General features: G+C 61.3%; 17 protein-coding genes. 11 read left to right on the top strand and 6 right to left on the bottom strand.

Translation table 11 applies throughout. From position 1 onward, the window contains the following. Positions 1-9: 9 nt before the first annotated feature. From ACM6HV_RS03345 to ACM6HV_RS03315, 7 genes are all read left to right on the top strand, one after another. A complete protein-coding gene (locus ACM6HV_RS03345; RefSeq protein ID WP_007958617.1) occupies positions 10-471 on the top strand; it encodes a GNAT family N-acetyltransferase in 462 nt (153 codons plus the stop codon). 275 nt (positions 472-746) lie between these two features. Then, positions 747-1,397: a DedA family protein gene (locus ACM6HV_RS03340; protein ID WP_041064947.1), complete on the top strand. Its 651-nt coding sequence runs from the start codon at positions 747-749 to the stop codon at positions 1,395-1,397. Between the two features lie 4 nt (positions 1,398-1,401). Then, positions 1,402-2,214: a zinc-dependent peptidase gene (locus tag ACM6HV_RS03335; protein WP_414903514.1), complete on the top strand. Its 813-nt coding sequence runs from the start codon at positions 1,402-1,404 to the stop codon at positions 2,212-2,214. A 112-nt stretch (positions 2,215-2,326) separates the two neighbouring features. After that, positions 2,327-2,854: an inorganic diphosphatase gene (gene ppa / locus ACM6HV_RS03330; RefSeq protein ID WP_008052339.1), complete on the top strand. Its 528-nt coding sequence runs from the start codon at positions 2,327-2,329 to the stop codon at positions 2,852-2,854. Positions 2,855-3,073: 219 nt separating this feature from the next. Further along, positions 3,074-3,820, top strand: coding sequence for a helix-turn-helix transcriptional regulator (locus ACM6HV_RS03325; protein WP_145598362.1), 747 nt, complete (start codon positions 3,074-3,076; stop codon positions 3,818-3,820). Between the two features lie 517 nt (positions 3,821-4,337). Then, positions 4,338-4,898 (top strand): hypothetical protein, encoded by a 561-nt coding sequence (locus tag ACM6HV_RS03320; RefSeq protein ID WP_145598363.1) that lies wholly within the window; start codon positions 4,338-4,340, stop codon positions 4,896-4,898. A gap of 15 nt (positions 4,899-4,913) precedes the next feature. Then, a complete protein-coding gene (locus tag ACM6HV_RS03315) occupies positions 4,914-5,348 on the top strand; it encodes a hypothetical protein (protein WP_047296849.1) in 435 nt (144 codons plus the stop codon). A 23-nt stretch (positions 5,349-5,371) separates the two neighbouring features. Here the strand turns inward: ACM6HV_RS03315 and ACM6HV_RS03310 are convergent, their stop codons facing one another. Genes ACM6HV_RS03310 through ACM6HV_RS03285 form a run of 6 tightly spaced genes read right to left on the bottom strand, consistent with a single transcriptional unit; the run spans position 5,372 to position 15,557 of the window. Continuing rightward, positions 5,372-6,184, bottom strand: a complete 813-nt coding sequence (locus ACM6HV_RS03310; RefSeq protein ID WP_414903513.1) for a YfaP family protein — start codon at positions 6,182-6,184, stop codon at positions 5,372-5,374. Positions 6,185-6,187: 3 nt separating this feature from the next. Then, positions 6,188-7,807 (bottom strand): DUF2300 domain-containing protein, encoded by a 1,620-nt coding sequence (locus ACM6HV_RS03305; protein WP_414903512.1) that lies wholly within the window; start codon positions 7,805-7,807, stop codon positions 6,188-6,190. Between the two features lies 1 nt (position 7,808). Further along, positions 7,809-12,383: an alpha-2-macroglobulin family protein gene (locus tag ACM6HV_RS03300; RefSeq protein WP_414903511.1), complete on the bottom strand. Its 4,575-nt coding sequence runs from the start codon at positions 12,381-12,383 to the stop codon at positions 7,809-7,811. Next, entirely contained in the window at positions 12,380-13,030 is a 651-nt protein-coding gene (locus ACM6HV_RS03295) for a DUF1175 domain-containing protein (protein WP_121187413.1), read from the bottom strand. The genes ACM6HV_RS03300 and ACM6HV_RS03295 overlap by 4 nt, the downstream gene beginning before the upstream one ends. Then, a complete protein-coding gene (locus ACM6HV_RS03290; protein WP_414903510.1) occupies positions 13,015-14,727 on the bottom strand; it encodes a DUF2138 domain-containing protein in 1,713 nt (570 codons plus the stop codon). The genes ACM6HV_RS03295 and ACM6HV_RS03290 overlap by 16 nt, the downstream gene beginning before the upstream one ends. Before the next feature lie 38 nt (positions 14,728-14,765). Further along, a complete protein-coding gene (locus tag ACM6HV_RS03285) occupies positions 14,766-15,557 on the bottom strand; it encodes a YfaP family protein (RefSeq protein WP_086793070.1) in 792 nt (263 codons plus the stop codon). Between the two features lie 494 nt (positions 15,558-16,051). On the opposite strand from ACM6HV_RS03285, the gene ACM6HV_RS03280 reads away from it, so the two are divergent. The 4 genes from ACM6HV_RS03280 (at position 16,052) to ACM6HV_RS03265 (ending at position 21,194) form a co-directional block, all read left to right on the top strand. Next, a complete protein-coding gene (locus ACM6HV_RS03280; RefSeq protein ID WP_007894317.1) occupies positions 16,052-16,294 on the top strand; it encodes an exodeoxyribonuclease VII small subunit in 243 nt (80 codons plus the stop codon). Continuing rightward, positions 16,291-17,178, top strand: coding sequence for a (2E,6E)-farnesyl diphosphate synthase (ispA, locus tag ACM6HV_RS03275; protein WP_414903509.1), 888 nt, complete (start codon positions 16,291-16,293; stop codon positions 17,176-17,178). Before ACM6HV_RS03280 ends, ispA begins: the two co-directional genes overlap by 4 nt. Before the next feature lie 91 nt (positions 17,179-17,269). Continuing rightward, on the top strand, positions 17,270-19,168 hold the full coding sequence (dxs, locus tag ACM6HV_RS03270; RefSeq protein ID WP_414903508.1) for a 1-deoxy-D-xylulose-5-phosphate synthase: 1,899 nt from the start codon (positions 17,270-17,272) through the stop codon (positions 19,166-19,168). 139 nt (positions 19,169-19,307) lie between these two features. After that, positions 19,308-21,194 (top strand): TonB-dependent receptor domain-containing protein, encoded by a 1,887-nt coding sequence (locus ACM6HV_RS03265; RefSeq protein WP_414903507.1) that lies wholly within the window; start codon positions 19,308-19,310, stop codon positions 21,192-21,194. Position 21,195 lies beyond the last annotated feature (1 nt).

The raw sequence follows: 21,195 nt of genomic DNA, 5'->3' as shown, positions 1-21,195 counted from the left end.
AGACCTATCATGCGGATTATTCAAGCGACCCTCGAACACCTGGATTTGCTGACCCCGTTGTTCGTCAAATATCGCGAGTTCTACGGTTCCCTGCCTTACCCGGATTCCTCCCGCGCGTTTCTCGAAAAGCGCCTGCGACGCAAGGAATCGGTGATTTATCTGGCCCTTGCCGATGATGACGACAAGAAACTGATGGGTTTCTGCCAGCTGTATCCGAGCTTTTCCTCGCTGTCGCTCAAGCGCGTGTGGATTCTCAACGATATCTACGTCGCCGAAGACGCCCGCCGCCAACTGGTGGCCGACAACCTGATCCGCACCGCGAAGAAAATGGCCAAGGAAACCCAGGCCGTGCGCATGCGCGTGTCCACCAGTGCCGACAACGAAGTGGCGCAGAAAACCTACGAATCCATTGGCTTCAAGGAAGACACCGAGTTCAAGAACTACGTGTTGCCGATCAGCGACGAGCTCTGAAATCAAAAGATCGCAGCCTTCGGCAGCTCCTACAGGGATAACGCATTCCAAAGGTAGGAGCTGCCGAAGGCTGCGATCTTTTTAGCCCCTCCCGTCATTCCTGACAATTCATCACACCCCGACATCCCTCGCTACAAAACCAACGCGCTTTTCACCTCTCAGACCGTATAATCCCGAGCTTTCCGGCTTGTAAGAAAAACTACACCCCGCTGTAGGCTTACACCCGAATCATCCGCACAGGCCTGCCGAGTCGGGCCGTCACCACAGGTGCCCCCATGGATTTCAACCCGCTTGACCTTATCCTGCATCTCGATGTGTACCTCGATTTGCTGGTCACCAACTACGGGCCGTGGATCTACGCGATTCTGTTCGCTGTCATCTTCTGTGAAACCGGTCTGGTGGTGATGCCGTTCCTGCCGGGTGATTCGCTGTTGTTCATCGCCGGTGCGGTGGCGGCGGGCGGTGGCATGGATCCGGTCCTGTTGGGCGGTCTGTTGATGCTCGCGGCGATCCTCGGCGACAGCACCAACTACGTGATCGGACGAACGGCGGGTGAAAAACTGTTCAGCAACCCGAATTCGAAAATCTTCCGTCGCGATTACCTGCAAAAAACCCACGATTTCTACGACAGGCACGGCGGCAAAACCGTGACCCTGGCGCGCTTCCTGCCGATCATCCGCACGTTTGCACCGTTCGTCGCCGGCGTCGGGAAAATGCCTTATCCGCGTTTCTTCGCGTTCAGCGTGTTCGGCACCGTGCTGTGGGTCGGCGGTCTGGTGACCCTGGGTTATTTCTTCGGCAACGTGCCGTTCATCAAAAAGAACCTGTCGCTGCTGGTGGTCGCCATCATCCTGCTGTCGCTGGTACCGATGATCATCGGTGTGGTGCGCAGCCGTTTCGGCGGCGCCAAAGTCGAAACCCACTGATCCGATGTGGTCACTGAGCGCCTGGCGTCGCCGGCGCATTCTGGCCAGGCACCCGATTGCCGACGACCTGTGGCAACGGGTGCGCCATCACCTGAGTTTTCTCGACGGCATCAGTGCCGCCGAAGACCAGTGGCTGCGTGAAGCCTGCGTCCTGTTCCTCGAAGAAAAACACCTGACCGCCCTGCCCGGTGTCGAACTGCATCAGGAACAACGCCTGTTGCTCGCCGCCCAGGCCCAGTTGCCGCTGCTCAATCTCGGCGACTTGAACTGGTATCAGGGTTTCCACGAAATCGTCCTTTATCCCGATGACTTTCTCAGCCCGCAACGGCACCGCGATGCCAGCGGTGTCGAGCACGAGTGGGACGGTGAACACAGCGGCGAAGCCTGGCAACAGGGCCCGATCATCCTCGCCTGGCCGGGCGTGATGGCCAGTGGTGGCTGGGAAGGCTACAACCTGGTGATCCACGAACTGGCGCACAAACTCGACATGCTCAACGGCGACGCCAATGGTCTGCCACCGCTGCACGCCGACATGCGCGTCAGCGACTGGGCCGAAGTCATGCAGCACGCCTACGACGACCTCAACCGCCAGCTCGACCGCAACCCCGACGCCGAAACCGCCATCGACCCGTACGCCGCCGAAAACCCGGCGGAGTTCTTCGCGGTCACCAGCGAATACTTTTTCAGCGCCCCGGATCTGCTGCACGCGGCTTATCCACAGGTCTACTTGCAACTGCAGCTTTTGTACCGGCAGGATCCGTTGGGCAGGCTGCGGCAACTTCAGGCCACAGACCCGGTCTATCAGGCGCACGCGTAAGCGCTGCACGACTTCTGGTACGTGGCGTCGGCGTAGGAATATGCCTATAATCGCCGCCACTTTTTGGTCAATCCGGCCAAGTGTTTTTGGTCAACTACGGGGGCAACGCCCAATGAGCTACAGCAAGATTCCGGCTGGCAAAGACCTGCCGAACGACATCTACGTCGCGATCGAGATCCCGGCCAACCACGCGCCGATCAAATACGAAATCGACAAAGACAGCGATTGCCTGTTCGTTGACCGTTTCATGGCCACCCCAATGTTCTACCCGGCCAACTACGGTTACATCCCGAACACCCTGGCTGACGACGGTGATCCCCTCGACGTGCTGGTTGTGACCCCTTATCCGGTTGCTCCAGGCTCGGTGATCCGCGCGCGCCCAGTCGGCATCCTGAACATGACCGACGACGGCGGCGGCGATGCCAAAGTCATCGCAGTGCCACACGACAAGCTGTCCCAGCTGTACGTCGACGTGAAGGAATACACTGACCTGCCACCGCTGCTGATCCAGCAGATCGAGCACTTCTTCGCGAACTACAAAGATCTCGAAAAAGGCAAGTGGGTCAAGATCGAAGGCTGGGCTGGCGCTGACGCTGCTCGCGACGCGATCACCAAGTCGGTTGCTGCCTACAAGGGCTAAGCACCGTCTGTTGGACGCCTGAAGAAAACCCCGGTTGATCCGGGGTTTTTTGTGCATGAGAAAAGGCGATTTAAACAGTATGTTTATTGCGGACTACAGAAAAGTTTCGAAGTGAGTGATTTCCCACAAGCACGTCTTACATCCAGTCGCAAAATACAGCCTTTTTTTGAACACCCGGTTTATTCAAACCGCTCTGGCACGGCCGTAGACTCGGTGTTTATGAGAAAGAACACTAGCGGTCCAAGATTCAAGGCACTCCTGGAAGCAGCGAACATCACCACCACGGGATTCGCAAAGTTCTGGGGCACGGAAGCCCAAAACATTCATAACTGGTACACCCGGGGCGTCCCGGCGTATCGCATGGAGGAAGTCTCACGCCTGCTCTCGGTCAACAGCGAGTGGCTGAAGACCGGCGAAGGCAGCAAAGAGTCGCCGCGCCTGCAAACGCCTGCCAGCAACGGCGACACCTTTGATGCCGAGGCCACCCGCGGTATCTATGCCGTCATCGACCCCAAGGACATCGAACTGCCATTTTTCAAGGAAACGCCGATCACCAACGGCGCTGGCAAAACCCACGTCATCCTCGACCCCGAACAAACCATACGCCTGCCCCGCGCCCACCTCGATCAACTGGAAATCCGCCACACCGACGCCATCTGCGCACACATGATCGGCAACAGCATGGCCGAGCGCATCGAAGACGGCTCTATCGTCGGCATCGACCGCGGCCTGACCCAAGTGGTCGACGGCGAAATCTACGCCATCGAACACGATGGCATGCTGCGCATCAAATACCTGCACCGCATGCCCGGCAACGCCCTGCGCCTGCGCAGCCACAACAGCGCCGAACACCCGGACGAAATCTTTCGCGCCGCGCAGATCGATGAGCAGCGAATCCATATCCTGGGCTGGGTATTCTGGTGGTCGACTTTGGGCAAACGCCGGCCGGTGGTGCCGTTTCTCTGATCGGATACGGACCTTCATCCTGCACCAATCCTTGTGGGAGCGAGCCTTCTCGCGAAGAGGCCCCGAAAATCAGTACAAATTACGAATTTTGCCCTCCGCAGTGGCTCTATTCCGCACTTGAGACTGGGAATCCCCGACAAAACTCAGTATCCTGCGCCCCACATTTGCGCATCGACCCGCTCCCGCGGCCCAGATGACGCCTGACGCGGCAGACCAACGTCTGACCAAGTCCCACAGCCGGACGCAGATCCGGGTGTACGTTTTGAAGGCTGACGCGGTTTACCAAAAATAAACCAAGCCAGTCCCCGAGAAGCCGGCCACAAGCCGGCTTTTTAATGCCTGCCTGAAAGCAACGTTATCCTGACGAGCTCGACAGATTAACCGGGCAGCGCCCGCCACTCAGGCATTGCAATAAGCCATTAGCACATCCGCCCTAATTGCCCCGCGCCCAACCTCACCACTAAATTTCCATTCTGTTTTTGTGCATTACAAAAGCGCCAAGGAATGGAGCAACACCATGTCGTCGTTTTTCAAACTCAATCAATCCGTTGTTCTGCTGACCGCACTCCTGACCGCTACCACTTCAGCCTTGGCCGAGGAGCCGAAGCTCGTCGGTGACTGGTGGATCATTTACGGCAACGGCGTTCCCCACAAGAACATCATGTATGTCGCCGACAGCACTTCAGTCGTGCCGTCGAAGCAGACCAAAGGGGCCAAGTTGGTCGCCGTGACACTGGTGTATGAGGAACCCGGCAAACCGATGATCGATGCCTACAACCTCGAGGTTCAGTGTTCAACGAACAAGGTCCGAGTGCTCAATGGCCAGTCGGTTGATCGCATCGCCTACATGATGCGCAACCTCAAAGTTAATGACCAATGGCAGCAGCCGAAGGAGTTCTGGGTGCAGCGCACCAGCGAGTTCGTTTGCTCACCTGCCAAAAAGGACATGATCGCGCTGGGCAAGATGGAGTACCTGCAGATGATTCAGGGTATGCAGCAGATGTTCTTCAAACTGGCGCCGATTCAGGAGAAAGGCCAGATGATGGACAACCTCGACTCGATCCTGGGCAACAAGTAAGCGGCGGGAATCACGATGAACCCATGGACTAAAACGTTATTGGCGCTGCTGATAACGCCCGCTGTTTTGCTGATCAATGGTTGCCACTTGATTGCCCAGTCGCGCTGGGAAGGACGCGATGTTCAGGAAGCGCTCGATCTGTTCGGCAAACCCGACTCGATGAAAAAGCAGACCGGCGCCAATGGCGAGAATCTCGCTGTGCTCACCTGGTATAAATCGTCCAGTTGGACCACCACGGAAGCGGCCGGTACTTCAATGAATCACACCGGTAACGGCATGGTTTACACCGAGTATTACCAGACGGTCGGCCACAGTTCCGATTGCAAACTCGAAGCCACCGTCAACAAGGCGAAAAAGATTGTGCTGTTCAGGATCGAGGACGGAAAGATCATTCACGGCAAGTGCATCAACGTGCCGTTCGTGCCCGGTTATATTCCGCCCGGTTTCTAGTGCAACCCTGAGCAGGTGCCTGCTCAGGGATAACTGAACGACTTCACCAGCGTCAACTCCCCCACCGCCCGCATCGGCACCACAAACGTCTCCATTTTCTCGCTCGGCGTACCCTCTTCGGTAATCACCGTCACCTGCGCCGTGGTCAGCGGCTGCACCGCCTCTTCCCCGCCTTCATCATCACCGCGATAACCACCGCCGAAGTAGTTCACATACACCAGATACTGGCCCTTGATCGGTGCCGGCATGGCGAAGATTTCCGGGCCATAGCCGGTGGTGACGTCGACGTCGAGCGCGGCGCCGTTTGGAGCGACGCGGTCGCCGTACCAGATGTGCGCGCCGTCGGGGGTGATCAGGTGCAGGTCGAGGTCGGTACCGTCGCTGTCCCACGACAGCAACACGCGCAGTTTGGCCGGGGTGGCGCCGCCGCTGGCGTTGAGGAACTGCGTGCGGTGGCGTTGCTGGCCGTCGGGGCTGCGCACTTCGACGCTGTTGCTGCCGTTGGGGAAGGAAAACGGGCGGTCGAAGCGGCCGCTGTCGTCGATTTTCAGCGGCATGCTGACGCCGTTGACGATCAGTCGCCCAGGCTCCTTGCTCTTGGGGGTGGCTTTGATTTCGCCGCTGATGCGCGCGGTGTTGGCCTGGCCGACCGGGGTGTTGACCGAAGAGGCCGGGTAGTTGACGGTCTGGCGGAAGTTTTCGCCTTCGCCCTCGGGTGCGCCGGTGCGCCAGCCGCCGACCGGGGCATCGAGTTTGACGCTGTCGGCAGCCATCGCCATCGGCAATGCATTGAACGCGCAGAGCAACAGCAAGACCTGTGGATAACGGAGTGTCATGGTCTATTCCAGCAAGAGGTGACGGGCGAGCCCTTCGATGTAGGTTTCATCCTGGCCGTTGGGATGTGCTTCAAAGGCCAGGTGCAGGTATTCGTGAGTCAGGTCGAGGCGATCCTGTAGCGTGAGCACGCCGCGCACATAAATGCGCTGGCGTTCGCGATCGACAAACGGGTGGCCGAACGCCAGTTTGCACACGGCAAAGGTGCTGACTTCGTTGTAGCCGGTTTCGCTTTCCAGGGTCGGACGCCAGCCGCGACGCTGCTTTTGCAGCCAGTCTTGCGCGGCAGGCAGCGCTTCGCAGGAAGCGACCGGGTTGTCCCAACGGCTGAGGCTGGCGCGCGGATAAGCGTGCAGCAGAATCGCGTCATAGCGCTGGCCGGCGCTGGCCTGCTCGACGGCTTGTTGCCAGGCAAGTTTGTCCGGGCCGGGTTGATCGGAGTGATAGGTGACGGTGCTGCCGGCCAGCACCAGATCCGCGGTCCACGCCGCGATGTTGCGCGACTCGGCGGAGGCCGGACGCGGAGCGACGCGCTGGCGGTTGCTGCTGTCGTCGATGCTCAGGCAATCGCCGTTGCGCGTGGCGTTTTGCAGCAGATAGGTGCGGATCGCCACGGCCAACGCTTTAGCCGCTTCGGCCGGTTCCGGTTTGGCTTCACGCTCAAGGACGCGGGCGACGTATTCTTCGCGATCAAGTCTGGCGACCAGTTTGTCGTTGAGCAGAAAAAGTTCGCCGGAACTGTGGATATCCAGCGCATTGCCGTTGGCGAATTCGACGCGGTAGTCGCCCTGCAAAGGCCCAGAGCCAGTAACGCGCTCACCCGACAGAACTCGCGAAAGCGGATAACGCGAGAACAGTCCGACCTCAACACAACGCCCCGCTTCCGCCGGCCAGGATGAAGGCAACACCGTCGCCAACGCCTGCCCGTAATGGCGCAAAACTATCTGACTGGTGCCCCGCCCACCGGCCCAGATCGGCGAGCCGTCCGCCGTCCAACCGGCGAAACCACCCTGGCGCGACTGCGGATCCTGATCGCCGAGCCAGCTCCAGGTCTTTACCCGCAGGCGACCACCCAACTCACCGACGACATTGCCATCCGCCGCATTCAGCACGACGTCGAGCAGCACGCGGCGCATTTGTTCCTGCGCCGGCAGCAACGACAACACCTTCAGCAAGTCAGCCACGGAAACCCGGGTAGCCGGTTGCACGGTTGGCAAATCCAGCAACCACGAAGGCGCCTGCCGCGCCTGCCAATACGCGCGCCAATCGGCAGCAGCAATGCCCAGCCGCGCCGGCTCGAAGTACAAGCCGCAGGATTTGACCAACGCCTGATCACGGTCGATCCTGCCGCCCGCTGAACAGCAATAAACCTCGTCCTTGGACTGTCCGCGACATTCATACGCGGGCTCGCGCGCACCAGTATCCACCAGCCACGCATAGACGAACAATTTCCACAGGCTGCCCAGCGGCGTTTCCAGCGTCGACGGCAACGGCTCGCGAGCGATCAGTTGCGTGTGATTCAACGACAGCAACTCACCCTTGTACGCCAGCCGCAGCGGCTCATCCTGCGCCGTCGCCAGCGCAGGCATCACACACATCAGCAGCCACAGCAGCGGCCGGCTCATGTCAGTTGACCGTGACCTGACCGAGGGCGGCTTTCGCTTCCTGGGCCTGATGCTGCGGCGCATAGACCTGAGTGAAACGCACCGGCGGCAAGTTGAACTGGCCCTTCTGCGAGAAGCGCACCAGATGGCGCAGACGCAATTCGCCGCTCAGCGCATCCACCGGCACCGCGTAAGCCAGTTGCCCCGGTTCGAAGCGTGCTTTCTCCAGCGCGGTCGGTTCGGTGCCGTCCTTGCCCTGCAACTTGATGCCCCAGGTGGTGCGTTCGACATCGGCGCCCGGTGGCAGCGGCACTTCAAGCATGCCGTAGCGCAGCGGTTTCGGCGCCTTGCTGGTGAGGATCACTTCGTCCAGGTACAGGCTGTCGCTGGACAGCGGTTTAGCGCCGACCGGCTCCAGTTTGAAGGTGAATGCTTCTTCGCCCGGCACCAGTCGCGACAGGCGCCGGGTGATGGTCACAGCCATTGGATCGACCGGCGGTTGCGCAGTCTGGAAGCTCAACGCCGCGCGCAGCGGACGCTCCTGAGTACCGGACACCGACAACACGCTCGGCACCGGCGTCGCACCTTGCCAAGTCCAGTACATCTCGCCGGTGGCGCCGTAGTTTTTCTTCCAGCCTTCACCCGGCAGCAGCGCGATGGTCGGCGACGCCTGAGCGATGCTGCGTTGCAACCAGCTCAACGCCAGCGCACGTTCGAGGGTCGATTGCTGCGGCAACAGACGTTGCAGCAACGCCGTCGCGCGGGCCTGATCGAACGGTTGCAGCGACAGGTTCAGCGCTTCGGCAAACGACTGCGAACTGACCGCCAGACGCTGGTGCGCGGCGCCAACCTGACGATTGAATGCGTCCGGCAACGCAACTTTCGACTGGGTCGCCAGCGCCGCAGTCAATACCCGCGCCGCCGCCAGCCCGAGCGCCGAATCCGGATCGCTCATCACCAGGCTGTCTTCACCGTCATCCATCAGGGTTTCGGCGTTGCCCTCACCGGCCTTGGCCAGATCGTCCATCAAACCGCTGAGCAAGGTGTTCACCGGCAGGTGCATCTGCCTGGCAAACGACAGAATCAGTGCCCGCTGCAGCAATGGCGTGTTCGGCGCTTGCTTGGCGTAGACCTCCAGCACCCGCTGCCAATGCTCCGGCGGCAGAGTCAGTTCCAGCACCTGACTGGCGTTCCAGTCGGCGTAGTAGGCATACGCGGTGAGGAAGGCGTCCGGCTCACCGTCAAAGCCCCACCAGGTAAAGCTCGCCGACGGTCCGGCCATTTGCACCAGACGCAGGCGGCTGTTCTGCATGATCAGGCGCAGTCGATCGCGGATCTGCGGGTTCGACGCCAGCGACGGATAAACAATGCTCAGCGGCAGCAAGCGGCTGGCGGTCTGCTCGACGCCACCGTACGGGTAGCTCAGCAGATCATCGAGCGCGGAACGGAACAGCGCTTGCGGACGGTCATCCAGACGCAGGCGAATATCGGTGGCATCTGCTGGCAAACTCAACGGTGTGTCGCCGCTGGCCACGTCGAGGCTCTGGGTTTGCGTGACCTGCCAGCCGTCACCCGTCGCACTCAGGCGCACGGCGAGGGCGTCAGCGGTTTTGCCGTCCTGCACCAGTTCGGCAGTCCACTCACCCGAGGCCAGGGCGAACGCTGGCAGCGGCAGGTAGTTGATGCCGTTGTTCAGCGTTACCGGCAGGCGCTGTTCGGCGCCAGCGTAATGGCTGACCAGCTCTGCCTTGACCGGTTTCTCGGCCTGGCTGAAAGCGAATACACCGAGTTGTGGCTGATCGCCCTTGCGGAATTTGCTCGGCCCGCTCCACTTCAGGTACAGCGGTTTTTCCGAACGAACAAACTGCTTCTTCTGCCCGACCTGACCGTCATCGGCGATGGCCCGGGCAGTAATGCGCCAGCGGGTCAGCGAGTCCGGCATCTTGAAGGTGAAACGGGCTTTGCCGTCGGCACCGGTCAACAACTCTGGCTGCCATGCGGCGGTGTCGACGTCTTCACGACGCGGACGCTCCAGCACTTTCACCCCGCGTTCGCTGCGGTTGGCCTTGCCCGGCGCGCCGGGGCTGCCCGGCAGCGCGACGTCGTAACTGATGAACGACAGGCTGGCGCTGGTGCGCACGTTGTTGCGCCGTGGGTGGTAGAAGAACTGGTCGATGGTGGGCGCGACTTCCGGTTGCAGCGCGTAGACCATTTCATCGACGACGCTGACGGTCAGGTGCGCCGGCACCGCTTTGCCGGCGAACTGCGTGGTCAGGTCGACGGTGACGGTGTCGCCCGGCTGATAGACCGCTTTGTCGGTGCTGATCGCCACGTCGATTTGCGGTGCGACCACCTTGATCCCGGCGTTCTGGAAGCTGTACTGCCCGCCCTTGGTGTACAGCACCGAGAAAGTCAGGTTCGGCGCGAAATGGTCCTTCACCGGAATCCTCGCGCGGTATTGGGTGTCGCTGAGTTTTTCCAGCTTCAGCCAGTCGCCGCCCTTGGCCAGCAGCGCGGTGGCTTCGACCTTGTCGCGCTCCAGCGACAGCAGGGCATCGCTGACCGGCTCAGGAAAGGTGATCAGTGCCAGCGCTTCATCGCCGGCCTTGTACTCGGGCTTGTCGAGGACGATTTCCACAGTGCCCGGCACCGCTTTGACGCCCTCCCCCGTAACCGAATGGCCGGTGGCGCCGAGGACCCGACCGTGCTGATCTTTCAGCGTCAGGTTGTAAGTGCCCGGACGTTCGAAGGCAATGCTGAAGCCCTTGTCGGTGGCCGCCAGTTTGCCTTCACCGGTGCTCTGGTCTTCCAGGCGCACCCAGTTGTAGCTGCTCGGGGTGACCGCTTTGCTCTGCTCGCTGCCGCCCTCGTTGACGTAGCGGAACGCGACTTTGTCGTTGACCGCGCTGAAGCGTTGCGGCGCGCTCAGGCGGAAGCTCGCGGCACCACGGTCGATGAGGATTTCCTTGGTAGTCTTGACCCGATACGCCGCGCCATCACTGGCAAACACGGTGAGCATGTAACGGCTCGGTTTGTCGGCGGCCGGCAGGTCGAGGGTCGCGTTGCCCTTGCTGTCAGTGGTCAGTTCGGTGCTGGTCAACTCCACCGGGAATTGCCCGAGGTATTGCAGCTCGTTGTCGACCATCGACAGTTGCTGGGCACGCAGGCTCAGGCTCAGTTTGGCGTTGGCCACCGGTTTGCCGTCCGGGTAGAGCAGCACCAGACTGCCCTTCACCGGCTCGCCGGTACGGTAATCCTGCTTGGCCAGATTCAGCGAAATCTCGAAGTGCGGCTTGATGTACTCGGCCACACGGAAGGCGCTGCTGTAGGCCTGATCCTTGTAGTTGAAACGGATCTCGTAACCACCGGCCACGGCGTTGTCCGGCAACTGGAACCGGCCTTGTGTACCGGCCTTGGAATCAAGTTTCAGGTCGAGGTGCTGCAGCTCGGTGCCGGTGGCATCAAGCACACTGACCGTGACGTCAGCCGCACCCGGCAATACCGAATCCCGCGCATTCTTGAACTCGCGACCGACGATTTTCAGCGACACCCAATCACCCGGGCGATACAGCGGCCGGTCGGTGAACGCGTAGAGTTTGGTGTCGTAGATTTCGCTGTCGTAGTAGAAGTTTTCCGAGACGAACACCCCGCCCTCTTCATCCTCGCCAATGACGAACGAACGCTCGGGGCTGACGTGTTTCAGGCGCAGCAAACCATCGGCATCGGTGGCACCGCTGCTCATCACGCCGAGGCCGTCAGTCCACAGCACATTGACCTTCGGCACCGAACTGCCTTCGTGTTTGCGCGCGGCCCAGACCAGCAATTCATCGCCGGCAATCTTGCTCACCGCCACGGTGTTGGAAACGAAGACCATGGTGGTCGCGCGGTACTTGCCGATCAGCGCTTCGACCAGGTACAGGCCCGGCTTCAGGTTGCCCAACGGGATGTACACGTTACCCGGCGCAACGCTGACGAACTCGCTGGAAGACCCGGCCAGATTGACCCCGGCCGGCGGCTGGATCGGCTTGGCCTGCCACAGCGGATAGCGGAACTGGCTGACCACCGGCAGGCCCGGAATCAGCGCGAATTGCGGCTGCGCGTCGTAAGGCGTCGGCGCGGCGATGGCGTTGTCCATCTTCAGTTCCGGCACTTCTTCGGTGACCTGCTTGCGCGACTCGTAAGAGAACGCGCGCTGCATCACCCGCCGCGATTTGCGGTACCAGTTGTCCCACAGGTACGCGAGGGTGTTGGACAGGCCTTCACCCTTGAACTGACCGTCGCTGACCACGCGGTGCAGGTTCTTCTGGCGCTTGAGAAAATCCAGCGGTTTCTCGATGCGGTACACGCGAATGTCGGCGCCGCCATACGGCTCCATGCGGAAACGGCGGTAGTCACGACCCGGTGCTTCGAGACGCACCATCGCGTGCTCGTCGGCGGCGAAACTGCTGTCGGCCAGCAGGAAGAAGCTTTCGCCAGCGACCGGCGTGTAGCCGCTTGGCTCCACCGAATCTTCAGCGTTGACGGTCGCCAATGGCAGCAACAGCGCCAGCAGCAGGGGAATTCGAGCGCAGAGTCGCAACATGCGGGCACCGGTCATTGGGAGAGAAAGTTCAGTCGATAGACGCCGATGAAGTTGGGGTTGGCTGCGTCGGGTATCCATCGGGTGTCCTTCCATGTCATGAGTTGCTGCAGGCTTGCCGAACGCATGCCGTTGTCAGTGGGGGTGGTCGTGCCGGTGTGATAGGCGATGTAGCGGCCCATCCAGATCATCAGGTGCTGATCGTCGCCCTGATCGAAAAACATCAGGTCGCCGGGGCGTGCCTGGGACACGTCGCGGCTGACCAGATGGCTGTTGAACTGAATCAGTTTGATCGCGTTGACGTACGGCCCGACCTTGCCGCCGCCCTGCTGCCATTGCTGGGCGAGCTTGCGCTGCTCATCGCTGAGCGACAGTTCCGGCGGCAGGTAGCGATTGGACAGGCCGTTGCTGCGCAGCCATTTGTCGTCGTGGACCTTCAGCGCTTCGTTGGCGGCAAAACGCACGAGGCCTGCGCAGTCCTGCTGATACCAGCGCGGGCTCGGGCCCTGGCTCAGTTGCTCCTGAGCGATGCGCACGAACCAGGCGCGGAATACCTGGGACTGCGCCGGATCCAGCGCAGGCGTTTCGATGGCTCGGGCACTGGCGCTGAGCAACAGCGCGAGCAGGCCGAGGCTGCGGATCAATGCCGTCACAGCGCTTTCCATTCCAGCGGCAGCCATTGCCAGTGGCCGTCTGGCTCGCTGCCTTCGGGCAAGGTCAGGGCGTATTTGCCCATACCGCCGAGGGTGCGCAGTTTCGGAATCAGGTAGGTTTGCGCGGCGTTGTAGAACACCGGCTCCATGTCCTGCGGCAGGCTGTCGAGGGTTTCCTGCTGCATCAGTTGCGCCATCGAATCCGGGCCGAAGTAGATCGGCATCAGCACGTCTTTCGGCAGCACGTCAGCCATCGGCGGGAAGCGCTTGTCGAGGGTGCCGAGGGCCTTGTCGACCAGTTTGTCGTCGAGGGAAAACAGCAGCGTCGAACCGTGACGGGCGAGGCTGACTTTCATGAACGCCTTGCCGCTGATCGCGTCCGGGTTCTCGGCAGTCTTCGCCGCGTACGGACCGAAGTTGGAGCTGACCTGACGCTGCCAGACATGACTCTGGCCTTGCTGTTTCTCGACCACCGGGAATGCGTGATCATCGACATTCGTCTCGTAGGCACCGACCATCGAACCGAACAACGTGCCCAGGTCGCCATCGAGCTTGCTGCTGTCCTCGTCCTTCAGGCTGGCGACCAGCAACGGCGTGTACAACCGCGAATCGGCGTACCAGCACAGGCCCGCCGCACCGGCCACATGCTCGGTGAGTTTCTGCGCCACCGCCTCGTCGGCGCCGAGTTTCACCAGCAGCGGTTTCTGCGGTTCAGCCGCCACCGGCAAGGTCACGCAGGCACTGGCGCCCAGCGGCATGGCTTGCCACACCGGTTTGAAATCGAAGTCCGGCTGGTTATCCAGCTCATCCATGGCGAGATAGCTGTGCCAGCCTTTGTCGTCCATGTCGAAACGCAGCCCGGCGAAGTTCGGGATGAAGCGCTGATAGCCCATCGCAAGGACGCTGGAATTGACCGACAGACGCTGTTTGATCTCCGGCGCCTTGGCCGGCAGACCGAAGGCCTCGGGGAACAGTTTGTCGCCGTTGAGCAGCGCTGCCAGCGCTTGCGGCGAGACGTGCCCCGACTCTTCCGATTCGCCATTGGCCGGGTCGTAATATTTGTTCGGGTTGGACAGCACCACCAGTTTGTCACCGCGCGACGCGAACAGCAGCGATTTGCTGGCGTTGTAGCTGAGCTGGTACAGCGGCACTTCGTCACCGCCGACCTTGAGGCTGCCGAACACGCTGAGCTGCGAATCGTCCAGCGCGACTTTCGCCAACGGTTCGAGCAGCTTCGCCAAGCCGCCGCGATCCATCACCAGCAGAAAATCCTTGAGCCGGCCATCCGCACCACGCCACAACGCGACGTCGGCCGGTTGATCGAAAAGCTGCTCGATCAGGCTGTCCTGCAGCTTCAGGTCGTGTTCGTAGATGATCCGCCGCAGGCTGCCGATCAGGCCCAGGCGGTCGGCGTGGGTTTCGTAATAGAAGACGAAATCTTCGGTGAGCGTGGCCTTGAGGAACGGCACCGTCAGCAGGTCCTTGGGCAACTGGCTCAGGGAGCGGGTTTCCAGCAGCGCATCCGGACGGCTCAGACCGAGCTTGTCGCTGGCAAGTGCCGCCGCCGGCACCTTGGGCTTGTGCAGCAGCCAGCCAAGACCACCGGCTGCTCCAGCCACCAGGGCCAGGCCGATCAGCAGCGCCGGCCAGCGCCGGGAAGGTTGGCCGGCAGGAGTCGGGACGGCCGGAGAAGCAGCGTTATCACTCATGTTCACAAAACCCGAAGTTCATCCGTGGAGCGGGATGCTTAATAGTTGAAAGTCTTGACCAGCAGCAGATCACCGATCGCCCGCAGGGGCACGATGAATGTTTCGCGTTTTTCGTCGACCGTGTTTTCGTTGAGCACCAGCGTGATTTGCGAGGTGATGACCTCGTTCTGATTGCTGGCCTCCTCGAAGTTATAGCCGCCGTCGCCGAAGTTGCCCCAATAGTTGACGTAAACCAGATAGGTGCCATGCAGCGGCGCGGTCATGGTGAACATTTCCGGGCCGGGGCCATCGACGCCATCCGGATCCAGACCGCCGCCGTTGGTCAACGCCGTGTGGGCGAAAAACGCATGCTGGCCGTCCGGGGTAATGATGTGCAGATCGAGCTCGGCCTTGGGATCGTCCCAGCCGAGCACCACGCGGATCTTCGCCGGGGTGCGCAGGTTGTTCGCTTCATAGAACTGCACGCGCTTGAGCGACTGGCCCTCGGCGCTGCGCACTTCGACACTGTTGGAACCGGCGCCGAACGCATAGGGCCGGGCGAACCGCCCGTCATCGTCGGTGTACAGATTCAATGGATTGCCGTTGACCGCCAGCGTGTGCGGCCCGCGCTGATTGCCAATGGCCTTGAGCTGGCCCTGGATCATCGTGCGATTGCGCTGGATGCCGCGATCGATCGGCGGCGTGGGGTAAGCAACTTGCGGGTTTTCACTGCGATCAAGCAGGCCGTGATAACGCCAGCCACCGGACGGTTCTGATAGCTCGGCAGTCGGCGCCGCCAGCAGCGCAGGCGCGCAAGCCCAACCGATCAGCAGCCAAAGAAATGAACGCATGTAATGCCTCCTGCCATGCCTGAACGAAACCTTGCACCCGATCCTCGGTACTTCACAGCGGTGAAAACTGCGTTTCGTCTGAAAGACCCCGTGACTAGCGGGTCGTAGAAGGCGCGAAGATTAGCGATTCGGCAGTTTTTTAACAATCGGATACATCTGGATTTGCGGTGGGAATCACGCAGGTTTGTTGGGCGTGAGCCGAATAGCGGCGTTATTCGGCTCATTTTGTGAGCCGAATAAGCTCCAACCTTCATGAGTCATCACAAATACTGTGGCGAGGGAGCTTGCTCCCGCTGGACTGCGCAGCAGGCCCAAACCAGTCAATGCAATTCGCCTGAATAACTGCAGTGGCGGGTTTTGGGGTCGCTGCGCAACCCATCGGGAGCAAGCTCCCTCGCCACAGTAAAATGGGAACGTCCGGGGAGGCTCATTTGCCCATAAACCCCCTATCTGCTAGTGTCGCGCCGGTTTAACGTCAACCGGAAATCGCCGCCATGGCCCGCAAAAAAGCTGCACTGGATTTCGAACAGTCCCTCGCCGACCTGCAAACACTGGTCGAGCGTCTGGAGAACGGTGAATTGTCGCTGGAAGACTCGCTGACCGCTTTCGAGCAGGGCATCGGTCTGACCCGTGACTGCCAGGCAGCGCTGGCCCAGGCCGAGCAGAAGGTGCAAGTGCTGCTGGAGCGTGATGGCGAACTCGCCGAGGAACCCTTCGACGCGGACCAGCCAGAATGATTGCGGCGTATTCGGCGACCAGCCAGGCGCGGGTCAATGCAGCACTGGAAATCCTCTTCAAGGCTCCGCTGCCGGAGCTGTCGCGCCTGTATGAGGCAATGCACTACAGCGTGATGATCGGCGGCAAACGCGTACGTCCGCTGCTGGCCTACGCCGCGTGCGAAGCGCTGGGCGGCAAGGCTGAGCAAGCCAACGGCGCGGCCTGCGCGGTCGAGCTGATCCACGCTTACTCGCTGGTGCACGACGATTTGCCGGCGATGGACGACGACGATCTGCGTCGCGGCCAGCCCACCACCCACAAGAAATTCGACGAAGCCTGCGCGATCCTCGCCGGTGACGGCCTGCAGAGCCTGGCTTTCAGCGCCCTGCTCGATCCGCGCCTGAGCGATCTGGATGCCGACATCCGCCTGCAACAGGTCACGGCGCTGGCGCACGCGGCAGGCCCGGCGGGCATGGTCGGCGGTCAGGCCATCGACCTCGGTTCGGTCGGTCTGAAGCTCGATCAGCAAGCGCTGGAGCAGATGCACCGGCACAAGACCGGCGCGCTGATCGAGGTCAGCGTCAGGCTTGGCGCTCTGGCCAGCGGCCGTGCCGAGCCGGACGAACTCAAGGCTCTGCAGACTTATGCACAGGCCATCGGTCTGGCCTTTCAGGTGCAGGACGACATTCTCGACGTCGAAAGCGATACCGAAACCCTCGGCAAACGCCAGGGCGCCGACATCGCCCGCGACAAACCGACCTACCCGGCCCTGCTGGGACTGGACGTGGCCAAGGCCTATGCCCTTGAGCTGCGCGATCAAGCCCTGCACGCGCTGCGACCGTTTGACGCGGCAGCCGAGCCTTTGCGCGACCTGGCCCGGTATATCGTCGAGCGGCGTAACTGAACGCCAACCTGCCAAAAAAGACCAACGCGTGGGCAGGGGGCGATGCATCAGGTAAACTGCCGCATCTTTTATACCTATAACGATTCGCCTGATGCCCACGACGTTTCATGAGATTCCCCGCAAGCGCCCGACCACGCCCCTGCTCGACCGCGCGAACACGCCGGACGGCCTGCGCCGGTTAGGCGAAGCCGAGCTGGAAACCCTGGCCGATGAGTTGCGCCTGGAATTGCTCTACACGGTCGGCCAGACCGGTGGGCATTTCGGTGCCGGCCTGGGCGTCATCGAGCTGACCATCGCATTGCATTACGTGTTCGACACCCCGGATGACCGGCTGGTGTGGGACGTCGGGCATCAGGCGTATCCGCACAAGATCCTCACCGGTCGTCGCCAGCGCATGGAAACCTTGCGCCAGAAGGACGGCATCGCCGCCTTCCCGCGTCGCGCCGAGAGCGAGTACGACACCTTTGGCGTCGGCCACTCCAGCACCTCGATCAGCGCAGCGCTGGGCATGGCCATTGCCGCCCGCCTGCAAAACAGCGAGCGCAAGGCGATTGCGGTGATCGGTGACGGCGCGCTGACCGCCGGCATGGCCTTCGAAGCGCTGAACCACGCGCCGGAAGTCAACGCCAACATGCTGGTGATCCTTAACGACAACGACATGTCGATCTCGCGCAACGTCGGTGGCCTGTCCAATTATCTGGCGAAGATTCTTTCCAGCCGCACCTACGCAAGCATGCGTGAGGGCAGCAAGAAAGTCCTGTCGCGCCTGCCCGGCGCCTGGGAAATCGCCCGTCGCACCGAAGAATACGCCAAAGGCATGCTGGTTCCCGGCACCCTGTTCGAAGAGCTGGGCTGGAACTACATCGGCCCGATCGACGGCCACGACCTGCCGACCCTGATCGCCACCCTGCGCAACATGCGCGATCTGAAAGGCCCGCAGTTCCTGCACATCGTCACCAAGAAAGGCAAAGGCTTCGCTCCGGCGGAAGTCGACCCGATCGGTTACCACGCGATCACCAAGCTCGAACCGCTCGACGCTCCGGCCGCTGCGCCGAAAAAGGCCGGCGGGCCGAAGTATTCGGCGGTGTTCGGCGAGTGGCTGTGTGACATGGCCGCGGCTGACCCGCGTCTGGTCGGGATCACCCCGGCGATGAAGGAAGGCTCGGACCTGGTGGCGTTCAGCGAACGTTTCCCGCTGCGCTACTTCGACGTGGCGATTGCCGAACAGCACGCCGTGACGTTCGCCGCCGGCATGGCTTGCGAGGGCGCCAAACCGGTGGTGGCGATCTACTCGACATTCCTGCAACGCGGCTACGACCAGTTGGTTCACGACGTCGCGGTGCAGAACCTCGACGTGCTGTTCGCCATCGACCGCGCCGGTCTGGTGGGCGAAGACGGCCCGACCCACGCCGGCAGCTTCGACCTGTCGTACCTGCGCTGCATTCCGGGCATGGTCATCATGACCCCGAGCGATGAAAACGAACTGCGCAAGATGCTCACCGCCGGCCACCTGTACAACGGCCCGGCGGCAGTGCGTTATCCGCGCGGCACCGGCCCGAACGCGAGCATCGACAAAGACCTCGAACCGATCGAGATCGGCAAGGGCATTGTTCGTCGTCAGGGCAGCAAAGTCGCTTTGCTGGTGTTCGGCGTGCAGCTGACCGAAGCGCTGAAAGTCGCCGAGAAGCTGGATGCGACCGTGGTCGACATGCGCTTCGTCAAGCCGCTGGATGAAGCGTTGGTGCGCGAGATCGCCGGCAGCCACGAGTTGCTGGTGACCATTGAAGAGAACGCGATCATGGGCGGCGCCGGTGGTGCGGTCAGCGAATTCCTGGCGCGGGAGAACATCCTCAAGTCGATGCTGCACCTGGGCTTGCCGGACATTTACGTCGAGCACGCGAAACCGGCGCAGATGCTGGCCGAGTGCGGGCTGGATGAAGCGGGGATCGAAGCGGCGGTGCGTGAGCGCCTGACTCTGCTCAACAAATAAACGCAATACCCTTGTGGGAGCGAGCCTGCTCGCGAATGCGGATAGTCAGTCAAAGTAATGCTGACTGATACACCGCATTCGCGAGCAGGCTCGCTCCCACATTTGATTTGTGTACACCTGAAACACCAGTGGAACGTCCATGAAACTCGCGCGCCTCGCCCTGCCCCTCTTCCTGCTTCCCACCGCCAATACCCTCGCCGACACCTTCGAACGCGATCAGGCCCTGAAACTGCCGGACACGCTGATCAGCGCCAACCGCCAGGTCGAAGCGCGCAACGACAGCAGCGCCGCCAACACCGTGTTCACCCGCGAAGACATCGACCGCCTGCAACCGGGCAGCGTCACCGACCTGCTGCAACGGGTGCCGGGCGTGCAGGTGGCGCAGGCTGGCGGGCGCGGTAGTCTGCCGGGGATCTACATTCGTGGCACGCAATCGGCGCAGAGTCTGGTACTGGTCGATGGCCAGCGCATCGGCAGTTCGACCTCCGGCGACAGCAACCTGCAGCACCTGAACATCGACCAGATCGAGCGCGTGGAAGTGTTGCGCGGTTCGCGCTCGGTGATTTACGGCAGCGATGCGATTGGCGGGGTGATTCAGATCTTCACCCGGCGCGGCAACGAGCAAGGCCTGCAACCACGCCTGCACGTCGGCTTCGGCAGCAACCAGACCTGGGAACGCAGCCTCGGCCTGTCCGGGGGCGATGACAAAACCCGCTTCAACCTCGGCGCCAGCCTCGATGACACCGCCGGTCTCGACCGTACCCACGAGTCCTACCCCAGCGACAGCGATCATGATGCCTATCGCAATAAATCCGTCAGCCTGAGCCTCAGCCATGCGCTGACCGATGACATCGAAGTCGGCGCCAACCTGCTGGATAACCGTGGCAAGAGCGAGTTCGACAATCCGTTTGGGCGTTATGACTACATCACGGATAAGTCCTACCAGCAACAGCCCTACAGCGACTTCAACGTCAGCAATATCAGCAGCTACATCGATGCGCGGGTCAACGACATCTGGAAAACCCGCGTCGAGTTCGGCCACAGCGAGAACCGCGAGAAAACCCTCGACAAGCTCAGTGACGAGCGCACGGTGTTCAATACCTATCGCGACTCGGTGAACTGGCAGAACGACCTGACCCTGGATGCGCGCAACAGCCTGATCCTCGGCGGCGACTGGTACGAGGACCGGGTCAACAGCAGCACCGCATTCAACGAAGACAGCCGCTGGAACCGCGCCGCGTTCATCCAGCATCGCTATCAGGCCGACAGCTTCTCCACGGAGCTGGGTCTGCGTCACGACGACAATCAGCAGTTCGGCAGCCAGAACACCTGGAGCGGCACCTTTACCCTGCCGCTGAACCCGGACAACGACCTGCTGCTGAGCTACAGCGAAGGCTTCCGCGCGCCGACCTTCAACGACCTGTACTACCCGGACTTCAGCAACCCTAACCTGAAACCGGAAACCTCGAAAAGCTACGAACTGCAATGGCGCAGTCAGTTGAGCGATAGCAGCCGTCTGGAAGCGTCGATCTACCGCACGGATCTGCAAGACGCGATTATCTTCGGCAGCAACTCACGCCCGGAGAACGTGGCCTCGGCGCGGATCAATGGTTTCGAAGCCGCGCTGAAACAGGAACTGTTCGGCTGGCAGAGCAATCTCGGTGTGGCGATTATCGACCCGCGAGATCGTGATACCGGGCACACTCTGGCGCGTCGTGCGCGGCGCACATTGAGCTGGGATTTGGATCGGCAGTTTGACCAGATCGGCGTCGGAGCGAGTTGGCAGGCTGTCAGCAACAGTTATGACGACCTGAAAAATGAAAACCCGCTGGGCGGCTACGCCTTGTTCGGCTTGCGCAGCAGTTGGGCGCTGAACCGCGAGATCAAGCTGGATCTGAAGGTCGATAACGTTTTCGCCAAAGGCTACAGCCGGGCGAATTACAGCTATGACAGCAGCCAGTATGGCTATCGCGAGGAAGGTCGAGTCTGGATGTTTGGGGTCACCTGGACTCCAGGACTTAACTGAA

The organism is Pseudomonas sp. IT-P260 (genome assembly GCF_949768395.1).
Taxonomy (GTDB): domain Bacteria; phylum Pseudomonadota; class Gammaproteobacteria; order Pseudomonadales; family Pseudomonadaceae; genus Aquipseudomonas; species Aquipseudomonas parakoreensis.
Note: the sequence above shows the minus strand (reverse complement) of the source record. Positions and strands in the feature narration are given on the sequence as shown.

What these genes read in the sequence shown, in the direction of transcription:
- ACM6HV_RS03305 (WP_414903512.1), bottom strand. Translation starts at nt 7,807, where the DNA reads ATGAGCCGGCCGCTGCTGTGGCTGCTGATGTGTGTGATGCCTGCGCTG.
- ACM6HV_RS03280 (WP_007894317.1), top strand. Translation starts at nt 16,052, where the DNA reads ATGGCCCGCAAAAAAGCTGCACTGGATTTCGAACAGTCCCTCGCCGAC.
- dxs (WP_414903508.1), top strand. Translation starts at nt 17,270, where the DNA reads ATGCCCACGACGTTTCATGAGATTCCCCGCAAGCGCCCGACCACGCCC.
- ACM6HV_RS03290 (WP_414903510.1), bottom strand. Translation starts at nt 14,727, where the DNA reads ATGAGTGATAACGCTGCTTCTCCGGCCGTCCCGACTCCTGCCGGCCAA.
- ACM6HV_RS03315 (WP_047296849.1), top strand. Translation starts at nt 4,914, where the DNA reads ATGAACCCATGGACTAAAACGTTATTGGCGCTGCTGATAACGCCCGCT.
- ppa (WP_008052339.1), top strand. Translation starts at nt 2,327, where the DNA reads ATGAGCTACAGCAAGATTCCGGCTGGCAAAGACCTGCCGAACGACATC.
- ACM6HV_RS03320 (WP_145598363.1), top strand. Translation starts at nt 4,338, where the DNA reads ATGTCGTCGTTTTTCAAACTCAATCAATCCGTTGTTCTGCTGACCGCA.
- ACM6HV_RS03265 (WP_414903507.1), top strand. Translation starts at nt 19,308, where the DNA reads ATGAAACTCGCGCGCCTCGCCCTGCCCCTCTTCCTGCTTCCCACCGCC.
- ispA (WP_414903509.1), top strand. Translation starts at nt 16,291, where the DNA reads ATGATTGCGGCGTATTCGGCGACCAGCCAGGCGCGGGTCAATGCAGCA.
- ACM6HV_RS03285 (WP_086793070.1), bottom strand. Translation starts at nt 15,557, where the DNA reads ATGCGTTCATTTCTTTGGCTGCTGATCGGTTGGGCTTGCGCGCCTGCG.
- ACM6HV_RS03295 (WP_121187413.1), bottom strand. Translation starts at nt 13,030, where the DNA reads ATGGAAAGCGCTGTGACGGCATTGATCCGCAGCCTCGGCCTGCTCGCG.
- ACM6HV_RS03300 (WP_414903511.1), bottom strand. Translation starts at nt 12,383, where the DNA reads ATGACCGGTGCCCGCATGTTGCGACTCTGCGCTCGAATTCCCCTGCTG.
- ACM6HV_RS03310 (WP_414903513.1), bottom strand. Translation starts at nt 6,184, where the DNA reads ATGACACTCCGTTATCCACAGGTCTTGCTGTTGCTCTGCGCGTTCAAT.
- ACM6HV_RS03335 (WP_414903514.1), top strand. Translation starts at nt 1,402, where the DNA reads ATGTGGTCACTGAGCGCCTGGCGTCGCCGGCGCATTCTGGCCAGGCAC.
- ACM6HV_RS03345 (WP_007958617.1), top strand. Translation starts at nt 10, where the DNA reads ATGCGGATTATTCAAGCGACCCTCGAACACCTGGATTTGCTGACCCCG.
- ACM6HV_RS03325 (WP_145598362.1), top strand. Translation starts at nt 3,074, where the DNA reads ATGAGAAAGAACACTAGCGGTCCAAGATTCAAGGCACTCCTGGAAGCA.
- ACM6HV_RS03340 (WP_041064947.1), top strand. Translation starts at nt 747, where the DNA reads ATGGATTTCAACCCGCTTGACCTTATCCTGCATCTCGATGTGTACCTC.